The organism is Paenibacillus enshidis, assembly GCF_042136365.1.
GTDB classification, from domain to species: Bacteria; Bacillota; Bacilli; order Paenibacillales; family Paenibacillaceae; genus Paenibacillus; species Paenibacillus enshidis.
Genome location: NZ_JBHHMI010000006.1, coordinates 80,186 through 92,736 on the forward strand (window position 1 = coordinate 80,186; position 12,551 = coordinate 92,736).

The window sequence follows — 12,551 nt, forward strand, 5'->3', positions numbered from 1 at the left end:
TCAGTGCACTTCCTTTCTTTTTCTGGACCATTCCATAATGAGCAGCAGCGCTATGGAAAAGGCGGCCAATACGAGCGCCAGTCCGTTCGCCGCAGTAACATTAAAGTTCTCCACATCCTGATACACGAGCGTCGTAGCCGTTTGCGTCTTGTTCATGATATTGCCCGAAACGACCAGAACTGCCCCGAATTCCCCCAGCGAGCGGGCCACCGTCAGTACGACACCGTAAATAACAGCCCACTGAATCGAAGGCCAGGTGACGTACCAGAACGTTTTCCAGCCATAGGCCCCCAGTGTGGAAGCCGCTTCCTCCTGCTGGGCTCCAATCTCCTGCAGCACAGGCATAATCTCCCGTACCATCAGCGGGAAGGTGACAAACAGAGTGGCGATCACCATGCCGGGGAAGGCGTATACCACTTGAAATCCGCTTTGTTCAAAAAATGCCCCCATAATGCTGTCAGGACCAAGCAGCAGTACGATCATAAGGCCTCCTATTACCGGCGAGACCGCATAAGGAAGATCCACAATGCTGTTCAGTATGTTTTTCACCCGGTCGCTCAGCCAGCCAGCCCTGACCAGATAAATGGCCATCATAACACCAAACAGCGTATTGAGCAGGGTGACGACGATAACGACCGCTCCGGTCATCAGAAGGGCGTGCAGCGCCTCCGGCCGCAGCAGAGCAGCAGTAAAACCTGAGAAGCCCTGTGCAAATGCTCCGGTGATGATCCGTACCAACGGAATGATAATCAGAAGGATGAATACAAGATAAGTGAGACTGATCCACAATTTTTTCATCGTCTTCTCCCTCTTGTCTGAACGATGTTGATGCCCCATAGAATGAGGAAGGATAATGTCAGCAAAATGACAGACACCGAGGCCGCACCCACCGGATTGTCACTTTCGACCTCCCCGTAGATGAACACCGACGCGACCAGCGTTCTGCCCGGAATGTTGCCTGCGACGAGCACAACCGCACCGAATTCCGCAAGAGCCCGCGAAAAGGCCAGCATACCACCGCTGATCATGCCCGGCAGCACAGAAGGCAGGATCACCTTCCAGAACGTCCGGCTTCTGGATGCGCCAAGTGTATAGGAGGCCTCCTCTTCGGACGAATCGATTTCCTCCAGCAAAGGCTGGACGGCCCGGATTACAAACGGGAACGTCACGAACACCATGGCAATTACAATAGCCGGTTGGTGAAATACAATTTCGAGGCCAAGGCCTTCAGCCAAGCGCCCGACGAGGCTAACCGGTCCGAGCAGCAGCAGAATCATCAGTCCTCCAACGGCGGTTGGCAGCGCAAACGGCAGATCCACCAGGCTGTTCAGGAGAGAACGTCCCCTAAATCTGTATCTTCCCAGCACCCAGGCGATCATCGTGCCGATGATGACATTGATGACAGCCGCAATCGCCGCCATTTTCAAAGTTAGCAGCACCGCTTTCCAGGCGATGGGGTCCCTGATGCTTTCCATAAACACAGTCCACCCGAGCGTAACAGAGTTATAATAGACCCCCGTAATAGGCAAGATAACCAACACGATAAAATACAATAAAACCGTTGAACGGAACCCCCACGTCCATCCCTTGTAACGAAAAACTGTATTCATGCTCTGTTTCCTGCCTTCCTTCCCCCATAAAAGTCCGGTCCATAAGGAATATTCTATATTTTTACATATGAGGAACAAGTGATTAATATATTAATCCAATTAGTATACTTGGTTTTACTTAAGTGATACTTTATCAAATTCATTTGCAGACCGTCAATGCCTTTTTATTTAAATTCCTCATACAACATATTCGAAACGGTTATAGGCAGATGCCTTGATCATGCAGGTAAAATAGAAAAAAGGAATAAATGAAATCTAAAAAAGACGATGTGCGCGCAAGTTAGCCCCATCGTCTCCCCTCATTCCCTTTTCTTGTGTAACGTTATGCCATTGCAACGTCGTGAAGCATCAAAGCCAATAAAAATGCCGTCTTAGGCGGCACCTGCTTTTCATATACTTTTACACATCAGTTTAACATGAGCTAGCGCGGCCGGCCGGATCTCCTCAAAAGTCAGTCTGTCCTGGATGTAATAGGAAACAAAACCGTGCAGGGATAAAAAGAGGCTGTGCGGGATGCGCTGCCGGTCTGTCTCCGAATGCTCCCCCTGCCCCAGGTGCTGGCGGATCATGGATGCAAACAGCTCAAGACATCGGCTTTGCTCGGCACGGCAGTAGGCCAGAAGCTCCTCATCCCGGATCATGAACATAATCTCGTACTGGTACGGATTTTCCAACCCGAACCGGATGAACTCAAGCATCAGATGTTCCGGTTTGCTGAGGCCCTCAGGAGGTGTTTTATGAACGGCCTGCATCAAAATTTCACCAAGCGCCCTGAAATCCTCCATGACAATGGCATAGAAAAGCTCTGCTTTTTCTTTGAAATGATAGTATAAGGATCCGTGACTATACCCCAGATGCTGGCCAATGCTGCGCATTGAGATGGCGCGGTAGCCCTTTATAATGAAAAGATGCCTCGCCGCCTCCAGTATCCGTTCCCGTGACAACTCCCGTTCTACTGCTCTTCTAGCCATAAATTTTATTCCCCTTCAATAAAGTAAAGCTGATTTCCCTCCGTTATGAGCGATTGTCCCTGTGTGATATCCGTCATCCAAAGCTTGAAGGCTTCCGCCTCCCCATTCAGGGGCAGACAGGTCAACTTCACTTTATCCGTAAAATCCGTATTCCCCATGCGTATGCCGCGATTCCGCAGTTCATTTTCCACCTTGCCCAGCCATGTATAATCGAGTTCTACAAATACCTCTCTGTGCAGTACTCGTGTAATGGCTTCTCCGGCTTCAATGGCAACTACGGCACCGTCCGTATACGCCCTGATCAGACCGCCCGCCCCCAGCATAATGCCGCCAAAGTAACGGGTGACGACGATCGCCACATTTTTCAAGCCTTGATTGCGGATGACTTCAAGAATCGGTTTGCCGGCAGTGCCGCTCGGTTCCCCGTCATCCGACTGCTTCTGGATTTCATCACGCTCGCCGATCATATAAGCAGAGCAATTATGAGTGGCGTTCCAGTGCAGCTTCTTGATTTCTTCTATAAAAGCAACCGCTTCCTCTTCATGTTCAACTGGCCGTACATGACCGATGAAGCGTGACTTTTTAATCACGATTTCTTTCTGGCCGGCATTACGTACAGTTCGGTAACGTTCCAGCATGGCCGATCATTCCCCAATTCATTTTGAAAGAAAGCAGCCCATCAGCCAGCAGGCTGGTGAACTGCTTTTTTTGTGAACCCTGCAAAATCTTGATATTGATGCGAATTACTCGGACAATCTGGCTTCCAGCTTCGCTTTTTCTTCCTCAAAGCCAGGCTTGCCCAGCAGTGCAAACATATTTTTCTTGTAAGCTTCAACACCCGGCTGGTCGAACGGATTGACTCCCAGCAGGTAACCGCTGACGCCGCAGGCTTTCTCAAAGAAATACACCAGATATCCAAATGTGTATGGTGTGAAATCCGGGATATTTACGATAAGGTTAGGAACCTGACCGTCCGTATGTGCCAGCATGGTGCCCTGGAACGCTTTCTTGTTCACAAAGTCCATTGTCTTGCCTGTCAGGAAATTAAGGCCGTCCAGATCATCCGGATCCTCTTCGATCGTAATGTGATTGGTCACATTCTCAACCTGAATCACAGTCTCGAAAATGTTGCGGCTTCCTTCCTGAATAAACTGACCCATGGAGTGAAGATCTGTTGAGAAATCAACGGACGCCGGGTAAATGCCCTTGTAGTCCTTGCCTTCACTTTCGCCGAAGAGCTGTTTCCACCACTCGGACACATAGTGCAGAGAAGGCTCATAGTTCACGAGAATTTCCGTTGCTTTGCCTTTACGGTACAGCGCATTGCGAACGGCGGCATACTGGTAAGCTTCATTCTCAGCCACATTAGGGTTGCTGTAAGCTTTGGCCGCATCGGCAGCGCCCTGCATCATTTCTTCAATGTTGATGCCCGCGGTTGCGATTGGCAGCAGACCTACCGCAGTCAGTACGGAATAACGTCCACCCACATCGTCCGGAATGACGAAGGACTCATAACCTTCTTCATTCGCCAGGCTTTTCAACGCACCGCGCGCTTTATCCGTAGTGGCATAGATACGTTTGCGCGCTTCTTCCTTGCCGTATTTTTTCTCCAGTTCCGCACGGAAAATACGGAATGCAATCGCCGGCTCTGTAGTCGTACCGGATTTGGAGATGACATTGATGGAGAAATCTTTGCCCTCAATCAACTCCAGCAGGTGGCTTACATATGTAGAGCTGATATTGTTGCCTGCAAAATAGATTTCAGGCGTTTTGCGCTTGTCCTTCGGCAAAATATTGTAGAAGGAATGCGACAGCATTTCAATCGCCGCACGCGCGCCGAGGTAGGAACCCCCGATACCGATAACGATCAGTACGTCGGAATCGCTTTGAATTTTGGCCGCAGCCTTTTGGATGCGTGAAAATTCTTCTTTATCATAATTTGTAGGCAGATCGATCCAGCCGAGGAAATCAGAGCCTACACCTGTCTGGTTGTGCAGCTGCTCATGGGCCAACTTGATCGGTTCTGCAAAATAATCGATTTCGTGCTGCCCCACGAAAGTGAGCGCTTTGCTGTAATCGAAAGAAACCTTCTTGGACATAATTGAACCTCCTGTTTTGCTATTAACCAAGACACTTCAATATATTGCCCATAAAGCGGCTTAGCAATAGGATACTTTATATTTTAGGGCCTGACAAGCATGACAAATCAGTTTATGTCCGGTTCCTTGACAGGCCCTATGCCTATCGATGGGGCATCTCCCGGAGAAGCTCCGGTAAAAGGTTGATACTGGTGGTTACGCTGGATATGAACAGCAGTAATCCGTTACACTCCGTACTTCCAGTTTGAACTTGGACTGGGCCGGCACATGGAAGGTACCCTCTCCCTTGATCTCCAGCCATGTCTCTTCTCCTGGCAGCAGCACACTTAAATCGCCGGACAGAATTTCCATGATTTCGCGGGAGTCCGTACCGAATTCGTACGTTCCGGGCAGCATGATGCCAAGAGTTACTTTAGAACCATCTGCCAGAAAAACGGTCCGGCTCGTTACCTTTCCTTCAAAATATACATTCGCTTTTTTGACTACGCTGACACCGCTGAATTGTTCCATGCCCCACTTCTCCTCGTCTGGTTTCGAATCATCCATCAGGACTGGCTGATGAATGATTCGAAACCGGAACCGCCCGGGAGACGGTTCCGATTCCTGTACTGCTTTTACTTAAGCAGATTTTTAACTTTACTCACGACGTTCTCAACCGTAAAGCCATATTCTTTAATGACACGATCGCCAGGAGCGGATGCGCCAAATGTCGAGATGCCGAGAATGTCTCCCTGATCGCCAACATATTTCTCCCAGCCCATTGGATAAGCCATTTCCACCGCAAGGCGGGCCTTAACGTCAGGCAGGATGACCGAATCCTTATAGGCCTTGTCCTGCTTCTCAAACAGATCCCAGCTTGGCATGCTGATAACGCGCACCTGGATACCTTCTTGAGCGAGTGCTTCCTGTGCTTGGACAGCCAGTTGAACTTCGGAGCCGGTAGCAATGATTTGTGCAGCAGGCTTGCTGTCCTTGGCATCAGACACCACATAAGCGCCACGTTTGATTCCTTCACGAGCGCCATCAACCGTACCAGCCAGAATTGGCAGATTTTGACGGGTCAGCACGAGGGCAACCGGATTCGACTGATTTTCCAGAGTATATGCCCATGCAGCTGATGTTTCGTTGCCGTCTGCAGGACGAATGACAGTCAGGTTAGGAATGATCCGCAGGGAAGCCAGCTGTTCGATAGGCTCATGCGTAGGACCGTCTTCACCGACAGCAATACTGTCGTGAGTCAGCACATAAGTAACAGGAAGACCCATCAGTGCAGCCAGGCGAACTGCCGGACGCAGATAATCCGTAAATACAAAGAACGTGCCGCCGAACACTTTTACGCCTTTATGCAGTGCCATGCCGTTCATGGCCGCTGCCATGCCAAACTCGCGGATACCAAAATAAATGTTGCGGCCCGCATAGTTTTCTGGAGCAAAGTTGGAAATATTGTTCAGATGAGTCATCGTCGAGCTTTCCAGGTCAGCGGAACCGCCTGTCAGGAACGGAACGTTCGGAGCCAGTCCATTCAGTGCATTACCGGAAGCAACACGTGTCGATACAGCTTTATCTTCCGGAGCATACTTAGGCAGGTCACGATCCCAACCCTCTGGAAGCTTGCCGCTGATTGCCGTCTCAAATTGAGCAGCCAGCTCAGGGAATGCTTCTTTGTAATTCGCAAATTGCTCATCCCACTCTTTGTTGGCAGCGATGCCGCGCTCTTTCACTTTGCCAAAATGCGCACGCACTTCGTCAGGCACGTAGAAGTCTTCTTCGTAAACCCATTTGTAGAATTCCTTGGTCAGCTTCGCTTCTTCGCCACCCAGCGGGGAACCGTGTGTACCGCCGTGACCGCCCTTGCCCTGCTTGTTTGGGCTTCCGTAACCGATGATTGTCTTCACTTCGATCAGCGTAGGACGCACAGTTTCCGCCTGGGCTTCGGCAATTGCTTTTTCAACCGCAGGCAGATCGTTACCGTCTTCTACACGCAGCACCTGCCAGCCGTAAGCTTCAAAACGCTTCGCCACAGATTCGGAAGAGGACAGGTTCAGTTCGCCGTCCAGCGTGATATCGTTGGAATCAAACAATACGATCAGCTTGCCCAGGTGCAAACGTCCAGCCAGGGATGCCGCTTCATGGGATACACCTTCCATCAGGTCGCCGTCGCCGCAGATCGCGTATGTAAAGTGATCCACAACTTTAAACTGGTCTTTGTTATACGTAGCAGCCATTTGCGCTTCAGCCATTGCCATGCCGACAGCCATCGCAATCCCCTGTCCAAGCGGACCGGTAGTGGCGTCAACACCTGCAGTGTGACCGTATTCGGGATGGCCTGGAGTTTTGCTTCCCCATTGGCGGAACTGCTTGATTTCCTCCAGTGGGAGATCATAACCGCTCAGGTGCAGCAGGCTGTACAACAGCATGGAACCGTGTCCCGCAGATAATACAAAACGGTCGCGGTTAATCCATGTCGGCTGGTCCGGGTTATGCTTCATCGTCTTTGCAAACAGTTGGTAGCCCATTGGAGCAGAGCCCATCGGCATGCCCGGGTGACCGGATTTCGCTTTCTCAATGGCGTCAATAGCCAGCGTACGGATGGTAGTAATCGACAGGTTGTCGATGGTTGAGTTCTCGTCCTTATGAATCATTTCTTGATTCTGGTCTGTCATGGTTATCCTCCTCGTAATTGTTGAACTATGCCAGATAGTTGCCGGATTTCACATACGGCCCCGGCTGCGGCTTCTTACACAAGTCCGTCAATGCGATTCAATCTGCTTGAATCTTTCAATTTGACTTATTCGTTACTTCTGTATTGTATCACTTGCCGCCGAGCTTTGCCATACACAAAGGTATTCATAGTAAATATACCCGTTATAGATCATCGTCATTAACCAAAACCGTAAATTTCGTGTATGATTTGCCGGAATCTGCATTTGGAAAGTTAATTGACCTTTCCCGACATAAAAAGGGAGCAGTTCTCTGGTTATTTGCTGCCAAAGAACTGCTCCCCTGTTTAATTTAAAAGACTACCGTTTTATTTTCATGTACTAATATCCGGTCTTCGACATGCCATTTCACCGCTCTGGCCAGAACAACACGCTCAATCGTGCGGCCGATGCGCTTCAGCTCGGTCACATCGTCACGATGGCTGACACGTTGAACGTCCTGCTCAATGATCGGTCCTCCGTCCAGCTCCTCGGTAACATAATGCGCGGTAGCCCCGATAATTTTCACCCCCCGGTTATACGCCTGGGCGTAAGGCTTTCCGCCGACAAAGGCAGGGAGGAATGAATGATGGATGTTAATAATCCGGTTTCTGTAATGCTCGATAAACTTCGGTGAAATAATCTGCATATACCGTGCAAGAATGATGACATCAATGTCGCTGCCGATCACTTCCAGTTGGCGTTGCTCAGCCTCAGGCTTCGTCTCCGGCGTTACCGGAATGTGATGGTAAAGAATGCCAAAGGACTCCACATACTCCTTCATATCGAGGTGATTGCTCACCACCATGGCGATGTCGGCATCCAGATCTCCTGCCTGCCATTGCCACAACAGCTCAACCAGGCAGTGATCCTCCTTGGATACAAAGATGGCAAGCTTCTTTTTCCGGCTGACACAGGAGATATGCCATTGCATGCGGAACTGTTCAGCTACCATCCCAAAATCCTGCTCCAGCTTAGGCAGAGCTTCGGTCAGCTCTGGCAGGTCGAACTCAACACGCATAAAGAACATGCCGCCTTCCGGATCCATCGTGTATTGGTCCGATTGCACGATGTTCGCCCCATGTTCATGAAGAAAACGGGAAACGGCCGCCACGATCCCAGGGCCGTCCGGACAGGAGATCAGCATGCGTGCACGATTCGCATACACAGTATGTGCGTTGACACGATGTTGATTTACATGGATTTCCATCTTTCTGTAGACCCTCCTAGGCTTTTTATGCATTCACCAGCAGCTGCTTGCCGGCTAACCAGGCAATCAGTCGGTGATTAACCTGTTCCTCTGTGAGCTCGCTAAAGATGCCTGCATTGGCAACATTGTCATACAGACGCTCAAGCGGTTCACGAGGATCTGCTTTTTTGGCCTTCGCATCGTTCTTGAGCAGCGTCCAGGTATCCAGCACAAACTGGCGTGAATCGATATCCTGCTTGCTGAAAAAAGTATGCAGATCTTCAATTTGATTCATAAAATCCGGACCGAAGCGCTCTGCCACATCCCCGCGCAGAAGTGCTATTTCAGCTTCATACATCGGACGCTGTGTTTTGGCGTCCTTGCCAATCCATGGAGTTTCGAGAATGAACGGGCGGCCCTTAAGCGCATCATGATGAACCACGTTGCGGATGGCATCAAAGCCGATCCAGCCCGATCCGAGCGGAGCATGGCGGTCTTTTCCGGCTGCTGCGGGATTCTTGCTGTCATTCAGGTGAACTACCGCGATACGGTCCAGACCTACAATTCTGTCGAACTCTTCAAGAACGCCGTCCAGATTGTTCACAATGTCATAACCTGCGTCATGAATATGGCAGGTGTCCATGCATACGGTCAGACGTTCATTCTGCTCCACCTTGTCCATAATGCCAGCAAGCTCCTCGAAACTGCGGCCAATTTCTGTACCTTTGCCAGCCATCGTTTCAAGCGCGATATTCACGTCCGTCTCTTTAACTCCATTCAGAACCTCATTCAATCCTTCCGCAATCCGGCTGATGCCGTATTCCGCATCCTTATCCGTATATGCCCCTGGGTGGAGTACAATATTCCGGACTCCGATCGCATGTGTTCTGCGGATTTCCTCCTGCAGAAAGCTCACTGCAAGCTCATACGTATTGCTCTTGTAAGAGCCCAAGTTGATGATATACGGAGCATGAACAACGATCTCCTCCATGCCCAGTTCCTTCATCAGTTGCTTCCCTTCATCCAGATACATGGACTCCATCGGCTTGCGGCGCGTATTTTGCGGAGCACCCGTATATATCATGAACGAACTGGAACCGTAGTGCGATGCTTCTTTGGTTGCGCTCAACAATCCCTTATCCGAGAAAGATACGTGAGAACCAATCTTCAGCATCTTTCTTCCCCCCTTACCATTCGAATGTCTACTTATTTTAACGTGATTACGAAAATCTAACAATGATGAACATACCGGTAAATCTGCCCGATAAATCCGCTATGGAAGGCAACCCCAAACAGGACCTCATGGCATGATTTGTTTTAGGCGTTAAAACAAAGTTATATTCTACATAGTAGGAGAAAGCAATCGGCAATTGCAACCTGGCCCGATCACTTAATATCGAATAATATCGAAGCAGGTCTGAAGGGGGATGAAGATTATGAAAATAGCTGTCTGCGGAGGTACCGGATTTATTGGAAGTGCGCTCACCAAGCACTGGCTTGAGGTGGGGTACGAAATTGTGATTATTACACGCAGGCCGCCGGAGCGCGCCACATCAGGCCGTCAACCTCAGTACGTAAGCTGGGGCGAGCTTGAACGCGATCCGCAGCGGATCGCGGGAGTAGATGCGGTCGTGAATCTGTCCGGCGAGAGCCTGAACCAGCGCTGGACGAAGAACGTTAGGCTGCGGATCATGCAGTCGAGAGTTGACAGCATCGCGGCATTAGCCAAGGCAATCAAGCAGTTGAATAAGAAACCGGAGGTCGTGATTCAAGCCTCGGCCATGTCGTTCTATGGGACATCGGAAACGGAGACTTTTGATGAATCCAGTCCGCACCGTCCCACTGACTTTCCGTCAACGGTTGCTGAACAATGGGAAGCTGCAGCGGAGGCTTTTCAGGACGTCAGGCTTGTAAAGCTGCGAATCAGCATGGTGCTTGGCCGTGACAAAGGGGCATTTCCTCTTTTGAAGCTGCCTTATTTGATGGGCTTTGGAGGCCGGATCGGGAGCGGGCGGCAGTGGGCCACCTGGATTCATATCACCGATATGGTCAGGATTGTGGATTTTTGCCTTCATGACCGCTCTATATCCGGTGCAGTAAATTCATCTGCCCCCAATCCCGTGACTAATGACGATTTCGGCAGAACGATTGCCTCCGTGTATCACCGGCCTCACTGGTTTCCCGTACCTGCCTTCCTCATTAAAGCAACCCTTGGCGAAATGAGCGTGATGGTGCTGGAAGGACAAAAGGTCATCCCGAAAAAGCTGCTGGACCACGGCTTCCAATATCAGTTCCCTGATTTGAAGCATGCACTTGAGGACCTGCATACCAATTAGGCAGCATAATAGGTGTAAACCACCCCCGCAAGCTCGAATGTATCCCCGTCATTCAGCAGGTATTCTTTGTAAGGAACCATCGGACTGCCGTTTAAGCGCGTACCGTTCGTAGAAGCCAAATCCTTCAGGACATAAGTCTGTCCGCTTCCCTTCAGGCTCAGTTCAACATGCGACCTGGATACTCCCTCAGTCTGGTCCACGTACTGCGCTGTCTCCTGAGAGCGGCCGATAATAAAGCTGCCTGACTTGACGGGTATTTCCTCTGGCGAGCCTGACTTTCCCGCAACCCTTCGTAAATAAGCGCCAGTGCTAACGGTCACCGGAATATCGTTGTGCTTGTCCTGAAGGAGTGTGGTTGCCGGACTTATTGGGGACTCCGGTACATCATCATTGGTTTCAAACCCGTCCCCATTCTCCTCCTGAACGATGAATGTCCGATACTCAGATTTCATTGTATCTTCCTGTACGTTCCATCTCCACGGTTCCTGTCCCTCAGCCTCTTGCTCTGCTGCAAAACGGAATTTCCCGCGCAAAGGAGCTGCCGGCTCCGAATATTCTTCACCAGGAATATCGCCGATATCGGGATCTTCACGTCTTCCGAGCATTCCCCGCAAGCTCCACCCCTGCCATGCGAATAATGCCACCGTTGCCAAGCCTGCCGTTATAATGGCGCAGATCAGCAGACGGATTGTACCAGGAGCTTCAAGGTACACATATCTCCACATGACCGCAGCCCCCAGCAAACATCCTAGAGCGACATACAACCGGTATTTATATAATGCCGATTCCAGCTCATCCCCTTCCTCTGCTTCATCCTCAATGTCGCCCGCATCCTCCTGCCTGCGGGTGGCTGCTATCGTCGCAGCCGTAAAAGTGTTCTGATCCCGGGGCAATCGTATACTGTCCACGGCAAGTGACCTATTCAGATCCGGTTCAGGAATGGAATCGTTGTCCTGCTTCAATCTCGGCGTATGCTGCTGCAGGCCGGGATTCGCATAACCACCGGGCTCTGCTGCACCTGTTTTACCATGCGCGTTCCCTTTCGTCCAGGTGTCTGCTTCGGGATGAATATATTGCAGCAGCACCTCCTTCAGCTTTCCAGGGTCAAACAGCCCCCCGTCGCAAACCTGAAGTATCCGCTGTACACCATCACCTTTCAATTCGGAGACACAGGAAATCAGGCGGATAATTAACTGCTTCATCTGATCGCCTGGTGTACCTTCATACAGGCTTCTGCGCACAGGTACATATGACAAGCTAACGCTGCCGGAGCGCTCGCTTTCAGAGATAAATATATAATCTTCATGCAGAATGAAACGGTTCATATCAAGCATGTATTGCCGGCAGTTATGCAGCGTATCTGCAATTTGATAGATCATATCGTAGAATTGGCCCATTGAAATATTGCCGTTTTTCCATATATGGGACAGCATCCGCCGGCCACTGATGTCATACTGCAATTCAATCCGGTAATCCACTTCTTTGATCATAACACCCAACAAGCCGGGAATCCGGTTGGAAGTAACCATACCGCTTTGAACCGGATGAAGATCGGCGGACCCCAAATCAGGCTCCTGTTTGATAATCATGAATAACCCGCCATTCAGCGTAAAATCCCTCTGCAGACCAAACAATCCTCTCCCCTCC

General features: G+C 50.3%; 11 protein-coding genes. 1 reads left to right on the plus strand and 10 read right to left on the minus strand.

Annotated features, from left to right (window positions below):
• The 9 genes from ACE41H_RS09140 to ACE41H_RS09180 all read right to left on the minus strand — a co-directional run bounded on the left by ACE41H_RS09140 (position 1) and on the right by ACE41H_RS09180 (position 9,742).
• Positions 1 to 798, minus strand: a complete 798-nt coding sequence (locus ACE41H_RS09140; RefSeq protein WP_375354915.1) for a sulfate ABC transporter permease subunit — start codon at positions 796 to 798, stop codon at positions 1 to 3.
• On the minus strand, positions 795 to 1,610 hold the full coding sequence (cysT, locus tag ACE41H_RS09145) for a sulfate ABC transporter permease subunit CysT (RefSeq protein WP_375354917.1): 816 nt from the start codon (positions 1,608 to 1,610) through the stop codon (positions 795 to 797). Before cysT ends, ACE41H_RS09140 begins: the two co-directional genes overlap by 4 nt.
• Positions 1,611 to 1,999: 389 nt before the next feature.
• On the minus strand, positions 2,000 to 2,581 hold the full coding sequence (locus ACE41H_RS09150; RefSeq protein WP_375354918.1) for a TetR/AcrR family transcriptional regulator: 582 nt from the start codon (positions 2,579 to 2,581) through the stop codon (positions 2,000 to 2,002).
• A 5-nt stretch (positions 2,582 to 2,586) separates the two neighbouring features.
• Positions 2,587 to 3,219 carry a YigZ family protein gene (locus ACE41H_RS09155; protein WP_375354919.1) on the minus strand — a complete coding sequence of 211 codons (633 nt, stop codon included), beginning with the start codon at positions 3,217 to 3,219 and terminating at the stop codon, positions 2,587 to 2,589.
• Between the two features lie 105 nt (positions 3,220 to 3,324).
• Positions 3,325 to 4,680 carry a glucose-6-phosphate isomerase gene (locus ACE41H_RS09160; RefSeq protein WP_375354920.1) on the minus strand — a complete coding sequence of 452 codons (1,356 nt, stop codon included), beginning with the start codon at positions 4,678 to 4,680 and terminating at the stop codon, positions 3,325 to 3,327.
• Between the two features lie 195 nt (positions 4,681 to 4,875).
• Positions 4,876 to 5,190: a pyrimidine/purine nucleoside phosphorylase gene (gene ppnP, locus ACE41H_RS09165; protein ID WP_375354922.1), complete on the minus strand. Its 315-nt coding sequence runs from the start codon at positions 5,188 to 5,190 to the stop codon at positions 4,876 to 4,878.
• Between the two features lie 104 nt (positions 5,191 to 5,294).
• Positions 5,295 to 7,343 (minus strand): transketolase, encoded by a 2,049-nt coding sequence (gene tkt / locus ACE41H_RS09170; RefSeq protein ID WP_375354923.1) that lies wholly within the window; start codon positions 7,341 to 7,343, stop codon positions 5,295 to 5,297.
• A 349-nt stretch (positions 7,344 to 7,692) separates the two neighbouring features.
• On the minus strand, positions 7,693 to 8,589 hold the full coding sequence (gene purU / locus ACE41H_RS09175) for a formyltetrahydrofolate deformylase (RefSeq protein ID WP_375354924.1): 897 nt from the start codon (positions 8,587 to 8,589) through the stop codon (positions 7,693 to 7,695).
• A gap of 25 nt (positions 8,590 to 8,614) precedes the next feature.
• Positions 8,615 to 9,742, minus strand: a complete 1,128-nt coding sequence (locus tag ACE41H_RS09180) for a deoxyribonuclease IV (protein WP_375354925.1) — start codon at positions 9,740 to 9,742, stop codon at positions 8,615 to 8,617.
• Positions 9,743 to 10,004: 262 nt separating this feature from the next.
• Here ACE41H_RS09180 and ACE41H_RS09185 point away from each other — a divergent pair, with 262 nt between their 5' ends.
• Positions 10,005 to 10,904, plus strand: coding sequence for a TIGR01777 family oxidoreductase (locus ACE41H_RS09185; protein ID WP_375354926.1), 900 nt, complete (start codon positions 10,005 to 10,007; stop codon positions 10,902 to 10,904).
• Here the strand turns inward: ACE41H_RS09185 and ACE41H_RS09190 are convergent.
• A complete protein-coding gene (locus ACE41H_RS09190; protein ID WP_375354927.1) occupies positions 10,901 to 12,538 on the minus strand; it encodes a DUF6382 and FHA domain-containing protein in 1,638 nt (545 codons plus the stop codon). The genes ACE41H_RS09185 and ACE41H_RS09190 overlap by 4 nt on opposite strands.
• Between the last annotated feature and the right edge of the window lie 13 nt (positions 12,539 to 12,551).

Coding starts and splice junctions, on each gene's coding strand:
- ACE41H_RS09140 (WP_375354915.1), bottom strand. CDS start 798: ATGAAAAAATTGTGGATCAGTCTCACTTATCTTGTATTCATCCTTCTG.
- cysT (WP_375354917.1), bottom strand. CDS start 1,610: ATGAATACAGTTTTTCGTTACAAGGGATGGACGTGGGGGTTCCGTTCA.
- ACE41H_RS09150 (WP_375354918.1), bottom strand. CDS start 2,581: ATGGCTAGAAGAGCAGTAGAACGGGAGTTGTCACGGGAACGGATACTG.
- ACE41H_RS09155 (WP_375354919.1), bottom strand. CDS start 3,219: ATGCTGGAACGTTACCGAACTGTACGTAATGCCGGCCAGAAAGAAATC.
- ACE41H_RS09160 (WP_375354920.1), bottom strand. CDS start 4,680: ATGTCCAAGAAGGTTTCTTTCGATTACAGCAAAGCGCTCACTTTCGTG.
- ppnP (WP_375354922.1), bottom strand. CDS start 5,190: ATGGAACAATTCAGCGGTGTCAGCGTAGTCAAAAAAGCGAATGTATAT.
- tkt (WP_375354923.1), bottom strand. CDS start 7,343: ATGACAGACCAGAATCAAGAAATGATTCATAAGGACGAGAACTCAACC.
- purU (WP_375354924.1), bottom strand. CDS start 8,589: ATGGAAATCCATGTAAATCAACATCGTGTCAACGCACATACTGTGTAT.
- ACE41H_RS09180 (WP_375354925.1), bottom strand. CDS start 9,742: ATGCTGAAGATTGGTTCTCACGTATCTTTCTCGGATAAGGGATTGTTG.
- ACE41H_RS09185 (WP_375354926.1), top strand. CDS start 10,005: ATGAAAATAGCTGTCTGCGGAGGTACCGGATTTATTGGAAGTGCGCTC.